This is a genomic window from Sulfurimonas sp. RIFOXYD2_FULL_34_21 (genome assembly GCF_001830805.1).
GTDB lineage: Bacteria > Campylobacterota > Campylobacteria > Campylobacterales > Sulfurimonadaceae > Sulfurimonas.
This window is the reverse complement of the sequence record NZ_MICH01000011.1, coordinates 1-20,291: the sequence shown is the minus strand read 5'-3', so window position 1 is coordinate 20,291 and position 20,291 is coordinate 1. Positions and strand designations below refer to the sequence as shown.

Annotated in this window: 22 protein-coding genes; 10 read left to right on the top strand and 12 right to left on the bottom strand. The window is 35.1% G+C overall.

The genetic code is table 11. From position 1 onward, the window contains the following. Positions 1-34 precede the first annotated feature (34 nt). Positions 35-1,168 (top strand): HD domain-containing phosphohydrolase, encoded by a 1,134-nt coding sequence (locus A2530_RS07705; RefSeq protein WP_294883446.1) that lies wholly within the window; start codon positions 35-37, stop codon positions 1,166-1,168. Here the strand turns inward: A2530_RS07705 and murU are convergent. The 9 genes from murU to A2530_RS07660 form a co-directional block, all read right to left on the bottom strand. Further along, complete coding sequence (gene murU / locus A2530_RS07700) at positions 1,165-1,818, bottom strand: N-acetylmuramate alpha-1-phosphate uridylyltransferase MurU (protein ID WP_294883447.1); 654 nt, start codon at positions 1,816-1,818, stop codon at positions 1,165-1,167. The two genes, A2530_RS07705 and murU, sit on opposite strands and share 4 nt — an antisense overlap. Beyond that, positions 1,815-2,753: a phosphotransferase gene (locus A2530_RS07695; RefSeq protein WP_294883449.1), complete on the bottom strand. Its 939-nt coding sequence runs from the start codon at positions 2,751-2,753 to the stop codon at positions 1,815-1,817. Before A2530_RS07695 ends, murU begins: the two co-directional genes overlap by 4 nt. After that, positions 2,746-3,831, bottom strand: a complete 1,086-nt coding sequence (locus tag A2530_RS07690) for an anhydro-N-acetylmuramic acid kinase (RefSeq protein WP_294883450.1) — start codon at positions 3,829-3,831, stop codon at positions 2,746-2,748. The genes A2530_RS07695 and A2530_RS07690 overlap by 8 nt, the downstream gene beginning before the upstream one ends. Continuing rightward, complete coding sequence (locus tag A2530_RS07685) at positions 3,828-5,294, bottom strand: sodium:solute symporter (RefSeq protein ID WP_294883451.1); 1,467 nt, start codon at positions 5,292-5,294, stop codon at positions 3,828-3,830. The genes A2530_RS07690 and A2530_RS07685 overlap by 4 nt, the downstream gene beginning before the upstream one ends. Further along, entirely contained in the window at positions 5,294-6,394 is a 1,101-nt protein-coding gene (locus A2530_RS07680) for a glycoside hydrolase family 3 N-terminal domain-containing protein (RefSeq protein ID WP_294883452.1), read from the bottom strand. Before A2530_RS07680 ends, A2530_RS07685 begins: the two co-directional genes overlap by 1 nt. A gap of 87 nt (positions 6,395-6,481) precedes the next feature. After that, complete coding sequence (gene pyrE, locus A2530_RS07675) at positions 6,482-7,090, bottom strand: orotate phosphoribosyltransferase (protein ID WP_294883454.1); 609 nt, start codon at positions 7,088-7,090, stop codon at positions 6,482-6,484. Positions 7,091-7,120: 30 nt separating this feature from the next. After that, positions 7,121-7,678: a ribosome recycling factor gene (gene frr / locus A2530_RS07670; RefSeq protein ID WP_294883456.1), complete on the bottom strand. Its 558-nt coding sequence runs from the start codon at positions 7,676-7,678 to the stop codon at positions 7,121-7,123. Between the two features lie 108 nt (positions 7,679-7,786). Beyond that, positions 7,787-8,119 (bottom strand): preprotein translocase subunit SecG, encoded by a 333-nt coding sequence (gene secG, locus A2530_RS07665; RefSeq protein ID WP_294883458.1) that lies wholly within the window; start codon positions 8,117-8,119, stop codon positions 7,787-7,789. A gap of 96 nt (positions 8,120-8,215) precedes the next feature. Continuing rightward, entirely contained in the window at positions 8,216-10,339 is a 2,124-nt protein-coding gene (locus A2530_RS07660) for a diguanylate cyclase (protein WP_294883460.1), read from the bottom strand. 145 nt (positions 10,340-10,484) lie between these two features. Here A2530_RS07660 and A2530_RS07655 point away from each other — a divergent pair, with 145 nt between their 5' ends. The 4 genes from A2530_RS07655 to A2530_RS07640 are packed head-to-tail and all read left to right on the top strand — an operon-like array spanning position 10,485 to position 13,642. Then, positions 10,485-11,393, top strand: a complete 909-nt coding sequence (locus A2530_RS07655; RefSeq protein ID WP_294883462.1) for a metal ABC transporter substrate-binding protein — start codon at positions 10,485-10,487, stop codon at positions 11,391-11,393. Beyond that, positions 11,384-12,154, top strand: coding sequence for a metal ABC transporter ATP-binding protein (locus A2530_RS07650; protein WP_294883464.1), 771 nt, complete (start codon positions 11,384-11,386; stop codon positions 12,152-12,154). The genes A2530_RS07655 and A2530_RS07650 overlap by 10 nt, the downstream gene beginning before the upstream one ends. A gap of 1 nt (position 12,155) precedes the next feature. Further along, positions 12,156-12,953 carry a metal ABC transporter permease gene (locus A2530_RS07645; protein WP_294883466.1) on the top strand — a complete coding sequence of 266 codons (798 nt, stop codon included), beginning with the start codon at positions 12,156-12,158 and terminating at the stop codon, positions 12,951-12,953. Beyond that, positions 12,950-13,642, top strand: a complete 693-nt coding sequence (locus A2530_RS07640; RefSeq protein ID WP_294883468.1) for a methyltransferase domain-containing protein — start codon at positions 12,950-12,952, stop codon at positions 13,640-13,642. The genes A2530_RS07645 and A2530_RS07640 overlap by 4 nt, the downstream gene beginning before the upstream one ends. Here the strand turns inward: A2530_RS07640 and A2530_RS07635 are convergent. Continuing rightward, positions 13,624-14,070 carry an MOSC domain-containing protein gene (locus tag A2530_RS07635; RefSeq protein WP_294883469.1) on the bottom strand — a complete coding sequence of 149 codons (447 nt, stop codon included), beginning with the start codon at positions 14,068-14,070 and terminating at the stop codon, positions 13,624-13,626. The two genes, A2530_RS07640 and A2530_RS07635, sit on opposite strands and share 19 nt — an antisense overlap. 230 nt (positions 14,071-14,300) lie before the next feature. Here A2530_RS07635 and soxC point away from each other — a divergent pair, with 230 nt between their 5' ends. The 5 genes from soxC (at position 14,301) to A2530_RS07610 (ending at position 18,779) form a co-directional block, all read left to right on the top strand. Beyond that, entirely contained in the window at positions 14,301-15,638 is a 1,338-nt protein-coding gene (gene soxC / locus A2530_RS07630) for a sulfite dehydrogenase (RefSeq protein ID WP_294883470.1), read from the top strand. A 13-nt stretch (positions 15,639-15,651) separates the two neighbouring features. Beyond that, complete coding sequence (locus A2530_RS07625; RefSeq protein ID WP_294883472.1) at positions 15,652-16,782, top strand: c-type cytochrome; 1,131 nt, start codon at positions 15,652-15,654, stop codon at positions 16,780-16,782. 40 nt (positions 16,783-16,822) lie between these two features. Then, the gene (soxY, locus tag A2530_RS07620; protein ID WP_294883474.1) at positions 16,823-17,275 is read left to right on the top strand and encodes a thiosulfate oxidation carrier protein SoxY; all 453 of its coding nucleotides are present in this window, start codon (positions 16,823-16,825) and stop codon (positions 17,273-17,275) included. Between the two features lie 58 nt (positions 17,276-17,333). Further along, positions 17,334-17,627: a thiosulfate oxidation carrier complex protein SoxZ gene (gene soxZ, locus A2530_RS07615; RefSeq protein ID WP_294883475.1), complete on the top strand. Its 294-nt coding sequence runs from the start codon at positions 17,334-17,336 to the stop codon at positions 17,625-17,627. Between the two features lie 117 nt (positions 17,628-17,744). Then, a complete protein-coding gene (locus A2530_RS07610) occupies positions 17,745-18,779 on the top strand; it encodes an MBL fold metallo-hydrolase (RefSeq protein ID WP_294883477.1) in 1,035 nt (344 codons plus the stop codon). A 103-nt stretch (positions 18,780-18,882) separates the two neighbouring features. Here A2530_RS07610 and A2530_RS07605 read toward each other — a convergent pair whose 3' ends face one another. Both A2530_RS07605 and A2530_RS07600 read right to left on the bottom strand, forming a co-directional pair. Further along, entirely contained in the window at positions 18,883-19,287 is a 405-nt protein-coding gene (locus A2530_RS07605) for a thiamine-phosphate pyrophosphorylase (RefSeq protein WP_294883478.1), read from the bottom strand. After that, positions 19,280-19,978, bottom strand: a complete 699-nt coding sequence (locus A2530_RS07600) for a Bax inhibitor-1/YccA family protein (RefSeq protein WP_294883480.1) — start codon at positions 19,976-19,978, stop codon at positions 19,280-19,282. The genes A2530_RS07605 and A2530_RS07600 overlap by 8 nt, the downstream gene beginning before the upstream one ends. Between the last annotated feature and the right edge of the window lie 313 nt (positions 19,979-20,291).

The following is a 20,291-nucleotide window of genomic DNA, read 5'->3' as shown; positions in this document are numbered from 1 at the left end:
ATAAAATATCCTAATACAAAGGGGTTTGTAAAAAATGGGTAAGGAAAAATCGATTAAATTTTTTAAAAAAATCACTGTCACCAAGCAGGATATAACGGAGCAGGTCTATTTAAAGAAAAAAGTTTTAGAGCAAGAAGATCTTATTTCTCAAAATTTCGAGAAAACGCTTGAAGCTTTTGTCTCCATCGTCGAAGATAGAGATAGCTATACGGGCGGACATTCACAAAGAGTTGCAGCATATTCTAAGATGATAGCTCAAGAGATGGGTTGTACACAAGAGGAGTGCGAACTTATCTATAAAGCAGGAACGCTTCATGATATAGGAAAAATTTCTACTCCCGACAATGTTTTGCTAAAGCCGGATAAACTAAGCGAGTTAGAGTATAAACTTATAAAAAGACATGTTGAAGTGAGTCACTCTATCTTATCAACAATCCCAATGTATAAAGAGATTGCAGATATTGTTATTTGCCACCATGAGAGATATGACGGTAAAGGTTACCCAAAGGGACTAAGCGGCGATGAGATTCCTATGCTTGGGCATATTATGATAGTTGCCGATGCTTTTGACGCAATGACTACCAATCGTATCTACAAAGCGAAAAAAAATGTTTACGAGGCCATAGATGAGCTTTGTGAGTTGTCCGAAAAACAGTTCCACCCTAAAGTAGTAGAAAGTGCTGCAAAAGTATTAAAGAGTGTAGAAATTATTGATGATATCAATCAGCTTCCGATTACAGAGATTGAGAAAGAGCGTTTTGCATATTTTTACAGAGATCAGGTAACCGATGCATACAACTCAAAATATTTAAACTATATATTAAACCAAAACAGTATAAATAGAGAGTTTATTTGCGTAAATATAATCTATATGCATAACTTTAGCAAATACAATGAGAAATACGGCTGGGCAGATGGTGATATATTTTTGAAAAAGTTTGCGGCAAATCTTATTATAAAGTTTCCATCTTCATTTATTTTTAGAATACATGGAGATGATTTTGTTATTGTTAGCAAAAATCATACTGATATAATATTGGAAAAGTGTATGCAACAAGAGATATTTAAGGGTATTGATATAACGCTTAGTTTTAAACATGTAGATTTGCGCGTTAATAGTATAACAAATCTACGTGAGCTTGAGATGCTGATACTAAAACATAGTTAGTTTTGGATATCTTTTAGTCTTTGCGGCGTACCTATATCATGCCATTCGCCTAGATAGAGTGAACCGCCAACTCTTTTGTTATTAGCCGCTTCTCTTAAAATTGGAGCAAGCGGAGTTTTTTGCATCTCTATATTCTCAAAAAGTTTTGGACTATAATATCCTATGCCTGAAAAGGTAGATTTTTTATTTGAATCATTAGTCACTCTCTCTTTACTTAACCCAAAGTCGCCCTCAGGATTGTGCTGTGGATTTGGAACTAAAATAAGATGAGCCAAATCATCTTTTAAATCAAAATTAAAATCGAACTCATAATCACACCATACATCGCTATTTACTACTAAAAAAGTATCTTTGCCCATAAAAGGGAGTGCTTTAATAATTCCGCCCGCGCTCTCAAGCGCTCCGCTTTGCCTCTCGTCTGAGTATGTTATACTAACACCCCATGCAGAACCGTCACTCAAAGCTTCAATAATTTTATCTCCGAGATAATCGATATTTATAACAATTTCGCTAAAACCGAGATAGGCAAGTTTTTCAATGTGCCAAACAATAAGGCTCTTGCCGTGAACTTTTAGCAGTGGTTTTGGTATTTTATCCGTAAGCGGACGCATTCTCTCTCCTCGACCTGCCGCTAAAATCATCGCTTTCATTTTATGCTGCTTAAAAGATTTGCAAGCTCTTTGGTTTGGCTATATCTGTTTGCGGTATCTATAATATATTTGAGTGTTAATGGGATATCTTTTAAATAACCGCTTTTTTTATCGCGAATATTTAGCCTAGAGAAGATTCCCAGTACCTTGATATGTCTTTGCATACCCATAAAATCAAACCACTTTATAAATGTCTCATCGTCAACTTTTAATCCCTTTTTATCTCGAAATTCAAGGGCTAGTTTTTTTATCTCTTTTCTATCGTAGGCAACGTAACAATCTTTAAGCAGTGATACCAAATCGTAGGTAATGGCACCGTTCATTGCATCTTGATAATCGATTATCCCGATTTTTTTGTCGTTTTTTAGCATGATGTTTCTTGAGTGAAAATCACGATGTACAAAAACATCTTGAGGCTGTTCAAGTACAACGTCTGAAATAGCTTCAAGCGTTCTTGTTATAACTTCTCTTTGAGAGTCGCTAAGTTTTACATGTAGAAATTTTTCTATATACCACTCCTGCATAAGATTCATCTCTACATGTAAAAACTCTTTATCGTATAAAGGCAGACCTTCTGCGTTTGCTTTTTGTATTTTTAGTATCGTATTTAAGCCTTTTGTATAAAAAGCTTTAAAATTGTCCTGATTTAGTACATCCAAATAGTGAGTCGTTCCAAAGTCTTCTATAATAAGATAGCCGTTTTGTAAGTTTGTCTCAAAGATTTTAGGTGCGCACACATCTGCTTTGCTAAGTCTTGATGTTATATCTAAAAACGCTTTTAAAGAGTTTAGCTCAAGCGAAGAGTCCATCAAAAGAGCAGTTTTTTCTCCGTCTCTTAGCCTGTAATATTTTCTAAAACTTGCATCTGCCAACGCAGCTTCAATCGTATAGTTTTTGTACGGAGTTGTTAACAGCCACTCTTTTATTTTACTCATATATAGCACCTAATATTGAATCTCTTGACGCTCCGGTTACGGAGGATAGTTTAACACATTTTTTGTGCACTCTCTCATGAGCAAGCCATGCAAAAGCCATAGCTTCCATAAACTCGCCGCTTACTCCTACTTCATCGCTTGATGTAACTTTTAAACCTTTTAAATTATCTCTTAGACGCTCCATCAGATAGCCGTTATTAACGCCGCCGCCGCACACGATTAAGAGATTTGTAGAGGTTTTTTTGACCTCATTTGCTATGCTTTGCGCAGTAAGTTCTAAAAGCGTTGCCGCAATGTCCTCGTCTTTGATAGTTCTAAAAAGAGGCATGTAAGAAGCAAGCCATGTTTGATTGAAATATTCTCTGCCCGTACTCTTTGGAGGAGCTTTTTTAAAATAATCATCATCTAACATCTTTTCAAGCAGTGTCGTATTAACCTTTCCGCTTTTTGCAAATGTACCGTCTTTGTCGTATGCTTCGCCTTTGCACTCAAAAGCCCACATATCCATTAAAACATTTCCGCAACCAGTATCGTAGCCTATTAGTTTATCGCCTATAACAGTTAGATTTGCCATGCCGCCGATATTTAAAACAGCAATATTTTCGTCTAGTTTTGAAAATAAAAAATGATGAAAAGCAGGTGCAAACGGTGCGCCTTGACCCCCAAGCGCTATATCTTTTCGTCTAAAATCACTAACGACACTAACGCCTGTTTGCGCCGTTATTATATTTGGATTGCCAAGCTGCATAGAAAAAGGGTAGTCGGAATTTGGTTCATGCCAAAGTGTTTGACCGTGCAGACCGATGGCAGTTATAGTTTTCTTATCTATCTTTTGCCTAGCTATAAAACTCTCTATCGCATCGGCATACATGTAGCCTAGACGAGTATCAATTTGACCTATTGTGCTTAGGGTAGTTTGTGTGCCAATAACGCTTAAGATATCCTCTTTTAATTTTGCATCAAAAGGGTATTTGCCAAAACTAATTAGCTCACAAGTGTTAGAATCTATTTTGCAAAAAGCTATATCAACACCGTCAAGACTAGTTCCCGACATTACACCGATATAAAATTCACTCATTTTTTAGCTCCTAATTGTGTAACAAAAAATGCAACCGCAGTTCCCAGAATAATTTGCCATGAAAATCCCAAACTTATTCCAAAAGTATAGGGCTGAAGTGCTAAAACGGTAATAAAACCGCTAATAAGTGCCCATAAAACACTCTTTTCATTTCCGCGGGAAGTAAATATCGCAGAAAAATATACGCCCAAAAGACCGGTATATGCAAATGCCATAACGCCAAGCGCAAAGCTGATAAGTGAGAGGTCGCTATATCTTTGCCAGAAGTAACTGATTATTGCCATTATGGATAGAGCAACAGCAAAAAAGATTACGGCAACTCTTGAAGCTTTTACAAAATGGTACTCGTCTATATCTCCACGTTTTAATCTCCAAGGTTTATACAAATCTTCAATTGCTACCGACGCCATAGCGCCAAGTACCGAGTTTGCGCTAGAGAGTGCTGCCGCAATTGCTCCGACTGTCACTAAGCCTCTAAGACCATCTGGCATCTCGTTTAAAATGTAGTACATAAAGATAGTGATTTTTTCCCCGTTAAAACTCTGCTCAACACTGCTTTGCATGTAAAAAATAAAAAGAAGTGCTCCTATAGATAAAAAAAGTAGTACGACTGGAATCGTCATAAGAATAGAGATAATAAGTGATTTTGCGGCCTCGTTTTTATCCTTGCAAGCCAAAACTCTTTGTGTCATATCTTGATCAAGCCCGAATGCGGCAATATTAAGAAGTAGCCAACCGCCAAAAAGAGAAAAGATATTAAATTCGCTATTTAGAGAGGCTTCAAAAAAGTTTAGTTTGTTATGCTCTTGCAGAGTTTTAAAGATGTCTATATCGTTTAAAGAGGAGTAGAGATAGATAAGTACGGCAATCCCTGCTCCTACATAGGTTATAGCTTGAATAACATCGCTTAAAACAATTGAGCGAACACCTCCAAAATATGTATATGCAAGTGCGCCTAGCATTAATATAAATATAGAAATACTTACATGTAAGAATATTACATCATTAAATAAAATCATAGAGATAGCAAGTGCGCCTATGTAGAGTCTTGCACCGCTTGCTAGAATTCGACCTACCAAAAACATAATGCCGGCTTGTTTTTTGGAATTTTGTCCATATCTACTCTCTAAAAGCTCATAAACCGTAACCGCTTTCATCTCATAATATTTTGGAATGAGTACGTAAGCGACAAATATTACGGCAACAAGCGCAGAAAAATAGAATCCTATAAAAGTAAAATCATGCTTATATGAGTACTCCGGAACACCTAGAAAAGTAGCGGCAGATTGTGAAGTCGCAAGAACAGAGATAGAAACTGCAATCATAGGCAGCGCGTTTGGAGATAAAAAATAGTCTCGTGAAGAGTTGATTTTAGTTTGGCTTAAAATAAAAGATGAAATTGCAAGAAGAAAAAAATAGGAGCCAAAAACCAACCAGTCAAGAGTTGAAAAAGCACTTTGCATTATTTAATTTGTCTTGAGCCAAAAAGAGACTCTACTCTTTTATTTGATTCTAAAATTCTCTCATAGCTAATTGAGCCGTTTTTAATCTGCTCTAAAATCAAATTTACAAGCTCGTCAATATCTTGAGTAGCTAACTGGTTGCCAAAAATAAGCATGTCAACTCCGGCATTAATAGCAAGAGTTACACTCTGTTTTAGCGAATAATGCTCTGAAATAGCCTTCATCTGCATATCATCGCTTACTATAACGCCCCTATAGCCCAGTTTTTCACGAAGCAGTTTTGTACTTACTTTATATGAGAGTGTCGCAGGATACTCTTTATCCAATTGCGAGTTAAATACATGTGCGCTCATTATCATAGAAACATCGCCTGTTTTTATAAGCTCTTTGTATGGTTCTAGCTCTGTCTCGCTCCATGTTTTGCTTATGTCAACAAATCCTTGATGAGAATCTGCCAGTGACGAGCCGTGTCCTGGAAAATGTTTTAAAACACTGATAATATTTTGCTCTTTTAGGGAGCTCATAAATATTTTTGAATACTTTACGACCTCTTTGCTATCACTCCCGTATGAGCGTTTTAAACCTACGATTACGCTGTTATTTGGATTGATTGCCAAATCAACGACAGGTGCAAAATCACAGTTAATACCTGCTTTGTTAAGTGTTCTTGCAAGATTATTATATACGTGTGTTGACATGTAAGCATCCATTTCGGATACTACTTTTGCCGAAGGAGTTGCACCAAATCCATAAGCAGGTTTTAGTCTTGCGACTTTTCCGCCCTCTTGATCGACCGATATAAGAAGCGGTTTTTTAGAAAAAGATTTTAGTGATGAGGTTAGAGCTTTTAACTGCTCGGGCGAGCTTATGTTTTTTGTTTTGTTTCTATCGTTATAAAAGCGGTCAAAAAGTATTACTCCGCCGAGTTCATAGTTTTGCAAATGTGAGGTAATTTTGCTGTTTTTATCGATGCTCTCGTCCTCAAAGCCGACAATTAACATTCGGCCAATCATCTTTTTTAGCGTCTGTTCATCTTTAGGGATATTAGCCGCACTAAGAGTTATTATAGTGCTAATAAGTAGTGCAAAAAATCTCTTCATTTTAATGAAGTAGCTTTAGTGGGTTGTAGGGGCACTAGTGTCCATGCCACTGTAACGGGCTTTGCTCATTATAGTGCATAACATCGGCTAATTACCTCTGGAGCCGGGTTTTATAGCTTCACTTCCATCTTTACACAGCGGACATGCATCTGGTGCATACATCTCAAACGTAAAATCATCAAGTGCAAAAAACGGAATATTTTGAGGAAGTTTGCAATTTGGTTTTGTTGTAACAGCGCTGTTGATGCGTTTACAAAAACCGCGATTTGCAAGAGCTGCAACGCCGACAATCTCTCCGCCTAAACTCTCTACAACTGCCGCTGCTTCCATAGCAGAGCCGCCCGTTGTGATGATATCTTCGCACATCAAAACTCTCTCGCCGCGGCTTACTTCAAAACCGCGTCGAATACTCATTTCGCCGTTTACTCTCTCTGCGAAGATATAACGAACATCAAGTGCTTGCGCAAGTGCAAAACCTGCGATTAAGCCGCCAAGTGCAGGAGCGCAGACTGTATCTATCTTTATACCGCTTGCTTTGATTTGAAGTGCCAGTGCATCAGCAAGGAGTTTTGCTGTTTTTGGATCCTCTAAGACTTTTGCGGATTGTAGATAAAATTGTGAATGGTTGCCGCTACTTAGTTTAAAATGCCCCTCTAAAAGAGCGTTTGAATCCATATATATTTTTTTAATGTCCATTTTCTAATCCAAATTAATCTATTTTAAGTACTAAACTTTTAATATTTCTGCTTCTTTTGTTTTTAATATACCATCAACTTCCGCAATAAACTTATCGGTAATTTTTTGTATATTATCTTGGGCAGATTTTGACTCATCAGCCGTTACTTCTTTATCTTTTTCAAATTTTTTGATTTTATCGTTTGCATGTTTTCTGTCGTTTCTTATAGCAACTTTAGCAGTCTCTCCCATGCCTTTCATCTGTTTTACAGACTCTTGTCTTTGCTCAACAGTCATTGCAGGGAAAAATAGTTTGATTTGCGTGCCGTCATTATTCGGGTTTGCGCCGACATTTGCTTTTGATATTGCGCTTTCAATCATTGAGAGAAGATTCTTTTCCCATGGGTTTATAACAATAGTGGTTGCGTCTGCTACTAAAATTGAACCTACTTGATCAAGTGCCGTCATAGTACCATAGTAATCGATTTTTACATTGTCTAAAACAGAAGTCGTAACCTTACCTGTTCTAAGTGTTTTAAAATCTCTTAGCATATGGCTTACACTTGCTTTCATTTCAGTTTCACACTGATTGAATATTTCGTTTAGCATTTTTGTTCCCTTGTATTATTGTAATATTATTAAAAAATAGTGGTGTAATTGTAGCAGGAAAAATTTAAAAAAAAGAATTCAGGTGGTTATAGTTGCAAAAAATTGCAACTATTTTGAAGGTGTAGTTTCGTTCTTTTCAGGTACAACAATAGGTGCTGAAGGTGCAGCAACATTAGTTGTTTCAACTAGATTATCAACAACAGATTCACCGGAAGTTGAGGAGTACATGTACCCAAGTGTTATCGTATTTATAACAAATAAAAAACCTATGATAAAAGTTGTCTTTGCCAAAAAGCTGTTTGGACCTTTTGCTCCAAAAACAGACTCATTTGAACCGCTGTACGCTCCAAGACCGATACTAGAGCTTTTTTGCAACAGCACTGCAATTACCAACATCACAACTAAAATTATTTGAACAATAAGTAAAAAACTGGTTGTCATTATATATCCTAAGTTTTAAAAGTTGCGAATTATACCCAAAAAAAATAATTGTTGCAAAATAAACTCTTAAAAATAGATAAATCCAAGTGCTATTTGTTACTCTTTTGAGATAACGACCCTATTTCTTCCTAAATCTTTCGCTTTATAAAGAGCATTGTCCGCTCTTTTTACAATATTTTTTGATGATTCGTCACTCTCTTTAAACTCAGAAACTCCAAAGCTGCATGTTTTTTTGCCAATTTTATCAAATGTATTGTTCTCTATTGCCATTCTTAGTTTTTCTGCTAGCAGACCGGTTTCTAAAATATCTGTTTGAGGTAAAATAATTAAAAACTCCTCACCGCCCCAGCGACCCAAAATATCCGTAGCCCTTATGTTTTGTTTTAAAATCTTTGCTATATCTATGAGTACTTCATCGCCTATGTCATGTCCGTAAGTATCGTTTACCTCTTTAAAGTGGTCTATATCGAGTAAAATTACCGAAAAATTTGTTTTGTATCTTTTGGCTCTATTTAGCTCCTCTTTAAAACTCTCTTCAAGATGAATTCTATTGTATATCTTTGTAAGGGGATCTGTAATTGAGAGCTTTTGCGCTCTTTTTCTGTCTGTAATATCTTGGCGAATGGAGCTATATCCTTCTATTTTATCCTCTTTATTAAAGGTTGGCGAAACTATTGCATCAACCCAGTAGTAGGAACCGTCTTTTTTTAGATTTTTAATTTCACCATGCCAGATTTTGCCTTTAGTTATAGTTTCCCACAGCTCTTCATAAAAACTATTTTCCGTAGCAGGGTGTCGTAATATATCGTGTTTTTTACCTATGAGCTCTGCTTTTTTATATCCGGAGATTTTACAAAATGCTTCACTTACCTCTGTTATAATACCGTCTAAATCGGTAGATGATGTAATGACGTATTTATCTATAACATCTAGATATCTTTTCATTTTTTCATTTGTTTTTTCTAATTCATCTTTACTGATTTGCAGCTCTTTTGTGCGAAGTTCTACTTTTGATTCTAGTTCGGTAGCGTAATCTTTAATAATTTTTCTAGAGTTATATAAAGATTTAGACATGTCGTTAAAAGTCTTAAAAAGTGTTCCTATCTCATTATTTAGTTCTACTCTTTCATCGCTGATTGTGCCAATAGTGTCATTGTTAGATAGGCTTTTTACTCTTTTTATTAAAATATCTACCGGAGTTACTATATGTTTAGTTACTATAATAATGGCAATGACAATAAAAAGTGTCACAAAAAAGAGGATAAGCAGATTTATTAACGCTCTATTATATGCAGGTTGCATTATCTCCTCGTAATCCATTTTTACAACCATTCCCCACCCAAGACTCTGCACATATTTCCATGCAGCATATATTTTGATATCTCGATAATCCACGGATATACCGCAACCGTTTTTTCCTTCAAGAGCTTCTCTTACTGGTATTTTTTTGTTGGATTTACTGCTTGATTGAAGTACAAAACTGTTTTCAAAAGCATCCTTGACATGTCTTAGCGGTATCGCAGATATAATATTTCCATCTTTATCCAAATATCCGGCTACAATTTCTCCGCTCTTGCCTAGGCCTTCATAATTAACTATCATTTTAAATAGCTCTTTTTCTGAAATTTGAAATGCTAATACACCAATAATTTTATTTTTATCAAAAATCGGTGTCGCAATAAAAGAGGCTTTCGCAGAGGAAGGCGCGTAATAAGAAAATGTAGATATTTCAGTTTTTAAAGAAGATTTACTTTTTTTAAATACCCATGCAAGTCCTGAGTCTTTAAGTGGGCCTGATAATAGGTTCTCATATAAATCTGATTCTTTTTTTACGGTATATAAAACATCGCCTTTTGTATCAATCACAAACATATCGTAATAATTGTATTTTAAGAGCAAGTTTTCAAAGAATTGATTTTCTTGATAGATGTTTTTTAACTTATCTGTACTAAAATCTTTTTTGTACTTTTTTAATTGTTCCTTTGTAATAGGAAAAAGAGATATCGTCTCAAGTTGGCTTTTTAGATTGTTTATATAATTATTTGTAATTTTTACTTTTTCATTTAAAATCTGTGTTAGATATTTTTGCGCATGTTGTTCATAATCCGACTTTAGATTAAAATAGTATAAGATAAAAATAAAAAGAAGCGGTAAAATAGACACAATAAAGAACCATAACAGTATCTCGTTTTTTATATTAGAAGAGTACCATTTTTTCATCTGTTTTCACCTATTATTTATCGTTACTTATGCCGAATTAACAAATTTTATCCAATATCTCTTTAAAAATTTTAAATTACCGACTACATGTATATCGGCATCATTTTAATTTTTGGGGTATAATTTCACAAAAAATGGAAAAATAGTGAATTTTAACAGTAAAATTTTTATAACGGTTATCACGATTTTTATATCTTTTGCATCAATGAGCGCCAAAGAGCTAAATAAAATCCCTTCTGTTGCTATAAGTACATTTTCTCTCTATGATATATCAAAAAATATTGCCGCTGATAGTGCAGAGATTTTTATGATTTTACCTTTTGGGGTAGATGCCCACAGCTACGAACCCACACCAAAAGAGATGATAAAAATATCTAAAAGCAATTTAGTTGTTTACAGCGGAGCCGGTTTAGAGCCTTGGATAGAGAGGTTTGAGTTTAAAAATAAAATGCTCAATATGAGCTTACATGTAAAGTTAAGAGAGTTGGGAGGTCATGAAGGTCATCATCATGCTCATAACGAGAGCGGTGTTGACCCACACTATTGGCTAGATACTCAAAATATGATAATAGCGACGCAGACTATTACAAAAGAGTTTATTGAGCTTCTTCCTCATAACAAAGAGCTTTATATAAAAAATAGAGATAGTTATATAAATATGTTAAATAGTCTTGATGCAGAGTATAAAAAAAAGCTCTCTACATGTAAGCTTGATACTATTATAGTAAACCATGATGCATTTTCCTATCTTGCACACAGATATGGATTTGAGGTTGAAGCTCTAAGCGGAATATCTCCGGAGGCAGAGCCTAGTGCAAAAAACATGCTAAGGCTGATTGAACATGTAAAAGAGCATAGAGTCTCAACGGTGTTTTTTGAGAGTTTTGTTAGCGATAAAGCTATAAAAAGCATTGCAAAAGAGGCAAAAGCCTCTTGTGAAGTACTTCAGCCGCTAGGCAATATTACGGCAGATGAAGCAAAAGCAAATCTTAGCTATGAAGATATAATGAGAATAAACCTGCAAAAGATATCTAAGGCATTAGAGTGTCAATAAAATTTAGCGTCCCTATCTTTGATATTAAAAACTTAAATTTTATAATCAAGGGACAGACTATTTTGTCAAACATCTCTTTGGAGATTTTTACATCTGAATACATTGCTATAATTGGACCAAACGGTGGCGGAAAAACGACACTTGTTAGAATGTTGCTCGAGCTTGAAAAGCCAAGTGGCGGGGAAGTTAAGATATACGGAAAAAAACTCTCAAATTTTAAAGAGTGGCATAAGATAGGTTATGTTCCGCAACGTGCTTCACATGTTGACTCTTCTTTTCCTGCCACTGTTTTGGATATTGTAAAAATGGGAAGAATTTCACAAGGCGGATTTTTTAACTCATTTAAAGATGAAGATAAAAGAGCTGTACATGATGCAATGCTTAAGATGGATATCCTTGATTTGCAAAACAAAATGATAGGAACTCTATCGGGCGGTCAAAGACAAAGAGTTATGATAGCAAGAGCACTCGCTTCAAAACCGCAGATTTTAATACTAGATGAGCCAAATACCGGTGTTGACGTTGCTTCTCAAAAGAATTTTTATGCACTTCTTAAAAAACTAAATAAAGAAGAGAAGATAACTATTGTTTTTATAACGCATGATATAGGTGTTATTGCAGACGATATAACAAGACTTTTTACTATAAATCAAAAAGCTATTATATGCAATAATCCAAAACAAACCTTAAGTTGTCAAGAGATGAGTGAGCTTTACGGCATAGATGCGCATCTTCTTCATAATCACCGACATGAGCATTAACATGTTAGAAATGTTTGAATATGGTTTTATGCAAAGAGCTTTTTTAGCAGGTGTCATTATCGCCGTTCTTGCTTCGATAAGCGGAACTTTTATAGTACTTCGTCGATACTCTATGATAAGCGAGACTCTTGCTCACTCAGCGCTTGTAGGTGTTGCTATCGGACTTGTGGCGGAGTACAGTCCGCTTTGGAGTGCCATAGTATTTGCTATTATTTCTGCATGGCTTATTGAATATTTAAGAAGTTCCTTTTCTCTTTACAGTGATGCGGTGCTTTCAATTTTATTATCAGGCTCGCTTGCAATAGCTGTAATTATAGTTTCACTCGGCGGGGCTTTTAACAACTCTCTTTTTTCATATCTATTCGGCTCTATTTTATCCGTCAGTAGTGAGGATGTAATAACTATAGCTATTTTTGGCGCTATCTCTTTGGGGGCATTGCTGTTTTTTTCAAAAGAACTATATTTTGTTGCTTATGATGAAGAGGTTGCAAAAACAAGCGGCATTAAAGTTGATTTCTTAAATTTTCTGCTTGTAACTGTAGTCGCTATTATTATCGCACTCTCAATTAGAGTAGTAGGAAGTTTGTTAATCGGCGCGCTTATGGTTATCCCTAGCGTTTCTGCACTCCAGTTTAGAGTCGGACTTTTAAAAACAGTGCTTATATCTCTTGTTTTTGCACTACTTAGTGTTATATGCGGAATGACGCTCTCTTTTTACTTCTCACTTCCATCGGGTGCAACGATTGTATTGTGTGTTCTTGGAATTTTTATAGTATCTTTAGTTATAAACAGAAAATGAAAATAAGTTTAGAATTCTCTAAATATGCACTGGAGTATAACAACTATAATGTTATACAAAATAGAGTTATAGAGCATCTTCTTAGCAAAATTAAACAAAAGCCGAAAAATATTTTGGATTTAGGTTGTGGAAGCGGCGGTATTGCAAAAGCAATAGATTGGGATTATGAAACGCTAAGCGCAGTTGATTTTGCTCACAACATGTTAGAACTACATCCAAAATCAGAAAAGATAAAAACTATATATGCCGATTTTAACAGAGCCGATTTTTTTAATAGTATGCTTACATGTAAATATGATTTTATATTTTCTGCTTCTGCTTTACAATGGGCGGATAACTTAGAAGATATTTTTAAAGGTATCAAAAGTCTAAATGCTCCGGTTGCTTTGGCAATTTTTACTTCAAACACATTTAAAACCATGAATAAAACCGCATCGATAAGCTCTATATTAAAAAGTGCAGATGAGATTAACGAACTGCAAAAAAAATATTTTACTGCAGAGTTTGAAGTGCTAAACTATAAACTTGAATTTGAATCGACAAGAGATATGTTTAGATATATAAAAAGAAGCGGTGTCAGCGGAGCTAGAAAAATTCTCAGCTATAAAGAGAGTAAAAAACTTCTTCGCGAATACCCTTTAAACTATTTGGAATTTGAAGTTGTCTTTGTTTATGATTCTAATATGTAGATAGAATCATCTATTTTTATCTCTCCGTCTTCTACTACTTTGGCAAAAATTCCTCTGTCGTTTTTTAAAAGAGATGGAATTCGTTTATCTATTACGGATAGATGGTTGCAGATTGTGCAGTTTTGGCTTATCTCCAATACAGTGTTACCGATTTTAACTCTTGTTCCGATTGCTAATGAATATGGATTATAGTCAATTAAAATGTTCTCGCCCAGATATCCAAAGGGCATCTCAATATTGTATGCACTAACAAGATTGTAGCTATCCGTTGAAGCAATTAGAATCGATCTTTGAGAATCTTTGTTATAAAACTTGTCCCCTAAAACACCATCTTTATCAACGGCAATAACCGATTTGTCAACTCTTTTTGAGTCACTGTTAGTTGATATAAAAAGTTTTAAAACTAGCCCACTAGGCATATTTGACATCACTACTCCATTACCATTTTTATCTTTGCAATAGTAACATATTTTTATTTTAGAAAGTGTGAATAAAAATAAAAATGTGAGAAAATTATTACATTATTGTCTTTTTTCCTTGACAATTGAAATTAATTTCATATATAATCTCCGTCTTGCATTTTGTACTATGCATATAAAGTTTGTACTATGCATACTATTAAAATCTACAAGATTAAAGAGAAGGAGGTAAATAATAAATGAGTAAAATTTCTGAAAATAACTTAGAAACTACTACTAACGTAGAGCAATCAAGTAGAAGAGATTTCTTCAAAAGAACTGCTGCTTATTCTGTAAGTGCTATTGCAGCTGCTAATATTTTGGCACCGGCTAAGCTATTGGCAGATGATGAAAATATAATTCACCATACCGAGTGGGGAACAACTTTAGGTGATGAGCTTAATAAATATCCTTACGGTATTCCATCGGCGTATGAGCATAATGTTGTAAGAAGAACTTCTAGTCTTCTTTCATCAGCTGGAGATATGCACGCCGCTGTTTCTATGACGCCGTTACATGAGTTGGAGGGTATAGTTACTCCAAACGGTTTACACTTTACAAGAACGCATAATGGTGTTGCACATGTAGATCCAAATAAGTTTAGACTTATGATTCACGGTCTTGTTGAAAAACCGATTGTTTTAACTCTAGAGCAATTAAAAAAATATCCTTCAGAGAGCAGACTTCTTTTCTTAGAATGCCCTGCAAACGGTGCAGCTGAGTGGAAAGGTCCACAATTCAACTCACTGCAATTTGTAAAAGGTATGATGAGTAATGCTGAATGGACTGGTGTTCGCCTTAAAGTTATTCTTGATGAGCTAGGTCTTAAACCTACTGCAAAATGGATGCTTGCCGAGGGTTCTGACGGATCTGAGATGAGTAGAACTGTTCCTGTTGAAAAAGTTTTAGATGATGCTATGATTGTTTGGGCTCAAAATGGTGAAGCTCTTCGTCCAGAGCAAGGCTATCCTGTTCGTTTAATGTTACCGGGTTGGGAAGCAAACTTATGTGTTAAATGGCTAAAACGTTTGGAATTCGGCGCAGAGCCATGGTACTGTAAAGAAGAGACTTCTAAATATACAGTTCTTACTGCAAGCGGTAAAGCGATTCAACACTTCTATCCGTTAGAAGTTAACTCTATTATTACTACTCCTTGTCCTGAAAAACCGTGGAGTGACCTTAAAAAAGGTGATATAGTAGAAGTTGAAGGTATCGCATGGAGCGGTCATGGAACTATTAAAGCTGTTGATATATCGTTTGATGGCGGAGACAACTATGTTGAAGCAAGTCTAAAAGGTTTAATTCTTCCTAAATCATGGACTAGATTTTCATACATGTATAAGTATGAAGGTAAACCGTTATTATTACAATCTCGTGCGATGGATGATGCTGGATATGTACAGCCTTCAGTAACTCAAGAAAAAGCGATTATCGGCGTAGAAGGTGTTTATCATAGAAACTCAATTTGTACTTGGGAAGTCAGAAAAGATGGTTCAGTTCATAATGTTCAAGTTAGAACAGACAACTGTCCAAGTTAGGGAGATATAGATAATGATTAAATTAAATAATAAATTAATTGTTTTAGGGGTTTCTGTAATTGCAAGTACAGCTCTATTTACAAGCTGTTTTGCTGCTACAACAACTAAAGTTGATTCAGCAGCAGGTGTTTATAAGCCTACTAAGAATGCTTTAGACGGTGGTGTTACATATAAAAGAGCTAATGGCTCATATACTGCATACCGTATAAATGAACAATCTACAAAAGGCATTAATCACGGTAGAGTACCGACTGCTAATGAACTAAAAGCATGGGATGCAGATATTATGCCTGACGGTACCGGTTTACCTGTCGGTTCAGGTACAGTAGATCAAGGTGAAGAACTTTATGATAAAGATTGTGTTGCTTGTCATGGTGAGTTCGGTGCCGGCGGTAAAGGTTATCCAACATTAACAGGAGGCTCTTTAGCTTCACTCACAAATCAAAGAACTTGTCCAGGTAAAGATGCACCAAACAGAACCATCGGTTCATACTGGCCGCAAGCAAGCACACTGATTTGGTATATTCGTGATGCTATGCCTTATGCACACCCAAAAAGCTATTCACCTGACCAAATGTATGCTATGACTGCTTACTTATTGGCTCAAAACAATATTAAAATTGACGGTGAAGATATTGAGGAGTTAAATCAAGATAACTTCAAAAAAATTGTTATGCCTAACCGTAACGGTTTCTATCCTAACATTGACGGACCAAAAGGTGTTGAGAATGTAAGAGCTTTCTACAAAGATCCTAAAAACTTTGGCGCTGTCGGTACTCGTTGTATGAAAAACTGCGGTAAAGAGAAAGTTAGTGCAATCGGGAATGAGATTACTGCTGTTGAACCTGCATACTCTACTGTAAGAGATTTGCCAAAAGTGGATCCTTCTAAGGGAGGAGCTGTTTCAGAAGCTCAAAAGTTATATGAAAAATCTTGTGCGGTTTGTCATAAAACTGACGCAATGGGTGCACCTCCGGTAGGCAATAAAGATGCATGGGATAAAGTAATGAAACAAGGTATGGACAAAGTTAATCATAATGCGATTAACGGTGTCGGCGCAATGCCTCCAAAAGGCGGAGCTATGAATCTAAGTGACGATCAAGTAAAAGATATTGTTAAATTTATGGTAGAATCTAGCAAGTAAGACTCGTTAGATCTACTAAACTAATATAAAGGAAAATATAATGCAAAGAAGAAGATTTTTAAGTTTAGGTGCAGTAGCTGCTGCTGCATCAGTGTTACCTGCTAGCTTAAGTGCTACAGATTTTAGAGCTACGGCACCAAAAGCGTGGGATGCTGCTACTAGTCAAGAGGCAATCGAGGCAATGTTCGGTAAAGTTGCTATGACTGATGGTCAAATTGAGATTAAAGCTCCAAAGCTTGCTGAAAATGGTGGCGCGGTGCCAATAGGTATCATATCTAAAGTAGAAGTAACAACTGTTGCTGTATTTCAAGATGCAAATCCAAGAAGTGCTGTTGTAGTATTTGAATTAGGCGAAGGCAGTGTTGCTGACCTTATGACTAAAATAAAAATGAGAAAAACTGCTAATGTAACAATTGTTGCAAAAGGTAAAGATGGTAAGTTTTACTCAGCTGTACAAAAAGTAGAAGTTTCTATCGGTGGTTGTGGAGGTTGATTTAACCCTCACAAACTATAGATACTGTGTAAATAAAAAATAAAAAAAAAGGAATATTATGAAGATAAAAGCAAAATTAAAAGACGGTGTTACAGAAGTTAAATTATTACTTACTAGTCCAATGGCAGGTAAAGAAGAAGCTGAGAAAAAAAAGATTGAAGTAAGTTATATTGCTCACGTTACTGCTAAAGTAAATGACAAAATTGTATGGGAAGCATCAACAGGTCCTTTCTTATCAAAAGACCCTTATTTCAAATTTGAATTTAAAGGTGCTAAAGCAGGTGATAAAGTTGTTATCGAAACAGTTGATAACAAAGGTAAAACTGATAAAGACGAAGCAGAAATTAAATAGTTTCTGTAATATCTCTCCTTCTTGGAGAGATAGTTTCTAACCAAAGAGTAGATTTGGCTTGTTGTTTTACAGACCAACTGTATTCTTACAAGAATAAACTAAAAAAAGGAATGTCTTATGTTAAAAAAGATGATTAATCCGTTCGTAGTCTCAGCAATCGCTATACTACCAATAATGACTGCTTGTTCTTCAGATAACTCTAGTAAATCAGAAGCTGCTGTTGAAAAAAAAGTTGAAAAAACTGCTCCTGTGGCTGTTCAAACTCCTGATTTTGAATATAAATTAGAGCCGAAGCAAGTTAGTGATAATGTATGGTGTTTCTTTGGTGCATTAGAGATGCCTACAAAAGAAAATGCAGGGTATATGTCAAATAGTTGCTACATTAAAACGAATGACAGTTGGGTACTATGGGATACTGGTGCATCTTATGTATTTGCTAAGCAGGCATATGAAGCTATGACAAAAATTGCAGGAAAACTTCCTGTTAAAACTATAATATTGAGTCATGAACATGATGACCATTGGTTGGGTAATAATTACTATAAAGAAGTGCATGGTTCAGAAATAGTCGGTCCTGAGTCGATTAATAAAAATTATCATTCCGGTGATATAACTAGAATGTTTAGAATTCTGCCAGAAAATGCTATAAGAGGTACAAAAATTATACCTGTTGATAAATGGCATAAAGAGACAATCAAGTTTGCTATTTCAGGTGTCAATTTTGAATATGTACCGGTCGGTAATGGACACTCGGTTGAGGATTATTTCCTTTATATGCCGGATAATAAGCTTATTTTAGCCGGTGACTTAGTTATGAACGGAAGAGTTACGTCAAATAGAGACGGTTCTGTTGATGGGCAAATTGCTGCGCTTGAGACTATGAATTCAAAAGATTGGACAACGTTAATACCGGGACATGGATTTGTTATTGATAAAACTGCTACCGATGAGTCTGTTCAATATTTTACTTTAACAAAAGAGAGAGTTCAAGCTGCAATGGATAACGGTATAGATAGTACCGGAATTGTAGAAGCTGTACCTTTAGAAGAGTTCAAAGATAAAAAGATGTATGATATTTTAAATTCTTTAAATGTATCAAGAGCATATTTAGAATACGATATGGGTTTACCTGAGCATAAGGTAGAGCACTAAATAAAGATTTGGCTTTATGCCAAATCTTTTTTTATAATATAACTTTCTATTTCTATACTCTTCACAATTTACATGTACTCTGTCAAAATCTAAACTATTTAGTCTAGTTTCCTAGCAATACATCTTTTTCAAGCGCATATAACTCATATCTTATATATTTGAAGTTTTCACTATACCCAGTGCTATTAAGCTTATATAACTCTTCAAGTACTCTTGAAGACTCTTGTGCTCTTTTAAAATTTGCGATAACAATGTCAAGTATATCACTGCGATTTAATTCACTTTTACAAGAAGTTCTAAGTACATCGTTAACACTATCTCTATGTTTTAGTAACTCTTGAGTTTCACTAATTTTTACTTTATGTCTAAGTTGTTTTAGTTTTGAGGCTAAATCTTTATTGTTATCCCGATATCTTATAATATCTTCTACAACTCTGATACCCTCTCTAAGGCGATTTAGGTTGGCATCTATCACCCGATAAAGTTCGGGTGATAGTTTGTTATTCATCATTTCCAAAGATACCAAATAGGTGTAAAAGTGATGTAAATATATTTAAAAAGTCCAAATAAAGTGCAATTGCTCCATCAATTGGAGTTTCATATGCGCCTCTAATGATGTTTTGAGTATCATATGTTACTAATATACTAAATAAAATAACAACGGCACCTGATATCAAGATTGACATTAGCGGACTTCCCATAAAAATATTAATTATTGAAAATATTAAGATTACTACTAATGCAATCATAAGTGGTTTTCCGTAACCTGAAAAATCCTTAGTTGTTTTAATTGCATAAAAACTCATTGCCCCAAATATAAGAGATGTCATTGCAAATGCATTTCCTATAATCGCACCGCCACCGCTCATTCCAAGCGTTTTAGAAAGTAAAGGCGCTAACATCAGACCTGTCATAAAAACAAAACCAAACATTACCATTAAATTAATGCCAGGCTTATGTTTAACAAAATGAAGCCCAATTAAAAGTCCAATTTCTAAAATAAGTAGAGGAAAAAAATTAGCCGCAATTGTTCCAGCCATAGGAACACCAACGTATGCGCCAACAGCCCCAGCCATCATTGAAGCGGCAAAAAGTTTGTAAGTCTCTTTAACAAAAGTTACAATTTGCGTGTCACTCTTGGCATAGGTGTTATATGCAGATGCACTTCCCCTTGCATAATCTCTATCATAAAGTCCCATCTTTTTTCCTTTTATTATGTAATACAAAATAGTTTGCATATTTGTATGTTTAGAAATTTTATAGATAAAGAGTTAATAAATAGCAACACGCTTTAAATAGCAAATATATGTAAGACTAACAGATAACAATAAACGATAAAAAGCAGATAAACTTAACACTGAAAAAAAACTTTTGAAATTTTCTTCAAATACTATTGACATCAAAGTTTGATTTGTCTATAATTCCCATCCACAAACACAGAGACCTAAAGTTTAGGGCTTAGAGAGACTTCAAGTTGAAGTAACTTTAGTAAGTTTGAGATCATTGAAAACT

Bases quoted from the DNA above. Each gene is read 5' to 3' on its own strand.
- A2530_RS07610 (WP_294883477.1), top strand. From the start codon at position 17,745: ATGTTAAAAAAGATGATTAATCCGTTCGTAGTCTCAGCAATCGCTATA.
- A2530_RS07645 (WP_294883466.1), top strand. From the start codon at position 12,156: ATGTTAGAAATGTTTGAATATGGTTTTATGCAAAGAGCTTTTTTAGCA.
- A2530_RS07680 (WP_294883452.1), bottom strand. From the start codon at position 6,394: ATGAAGAGATTTTTTGCACTACTTATTAGCACTATAATAACTCTTAGT.
- soxZ (WP_294883475.1), top strand. From the start codon at position 17,334: ATGAAGATAAAAGCAAAATTAAAAGACGGTGTTACAGAAGTTAAATTA.
- soxY (WP_294883474.1), top strand. From the start codon at position 16,823: ATGCAAAGAAGAAGATTTTTAAGTTTAGGTGCAGTAGCTGCTGCTGCA.
- A2530_RS07695 (WP_294883449.1), bottom strand. From the start codon at position 2,753: ATGAGTAAAATAAAAGAGTGGCTGTTAACAACTCCGTACAAAAACTAT.
- A2530_RS07660 (WP_294883460.1), bottom strand. From the start codon at position 10,339: ATGAAAAAATGGTACTCTTCTAATATAAAAAACGAGATACTGTTATGG.
- soxC (WP_294883470.1), top strand. From the start codon at position 14,301: ATGAGTAAAATTTCTGAAAATAACTTAGAAACTACTACTAACGTAGAG.
- pyrE (WP_294883454.1), bottom strand. From the start codon at position 7,090: ATGGACATTAAAAAAATATATATGGATTCAAACGCTCTTTTAGAGGGG.
- A2530_RS07690 (WP_294883450.1), bottom strand. From the start codon at position 3,831: ATGAGTGAATTTTATATCGGTGTAATGTCGGGAACTAGTCTTGACGGT.
- A2530_RS07625 (WP_294883472.1), top strand. From the start codon at position 15,652: ATGATTAAATTAAATAATAAATTAATTGTTTTAGGGGTTTCTGTAATT.
- A2530_RS07600 (WP_294883480.1), bottom strand. From the start codon at position 19,978: ATGGGACTTTATGATAGAGATTATGCAAGGGGAAGTGCATCTGCATAT.
- murU (WP_294883447.1), bottom strand. From the start codon at position 1,818: ATGAAAGCGATGATTTTAGCGGCAGGTCGAGGAGAGAGAATGCGTCCG.
- A2530_RS07635 (WP_294883469.1), bottom strand. From the start codon at position 14,070: ATGTCAAATATGCCTAGTGGGCTAGTTTTAAAACTTTTTATATCAACT.
- secG (WP_294883458.1), bottom strand. From the start codon at position 8,119: ATGACAACCAGTTTTTTACTTATTGTTCAAATAATTTTAGTTGTGATG.
- A2530_RS07640 (WP_294883468.1), top strand. From the start codon at position 12,950: ATGAAAATAAGTTTAGAATTCTCTAAATATGCACTGGAGTATAACAAC.
- frr (WP_294883456.1), bottom strand. From the start codon at position 7,678: ATGCTAAACGAAATATTCAATCAGTGTGAAACTGAAATGAAAGCAAGT.
- A2530_RS07705 (WP_294883446.1), top strand. From the start codon at position 35: ATGGGTAAGGAAAAATCGATTAAATTTTTTAAAAAAATCACTGTCACC.
- A2530_RS07685 (WP_294883451.1), bottom strand. From the start codon at position 5,294: ATGCAAAGTGCTTTTTCAACTCTTGACTGGTTGGTTTTTGGCTCCTAT.
- A2530_RS07605 (WP_294883478.1), bottom strand. From the start codon at position 19,287: ATGAATAACAAACTATCACCCGAACTTTATCGGGTGATAGATGCCAAC.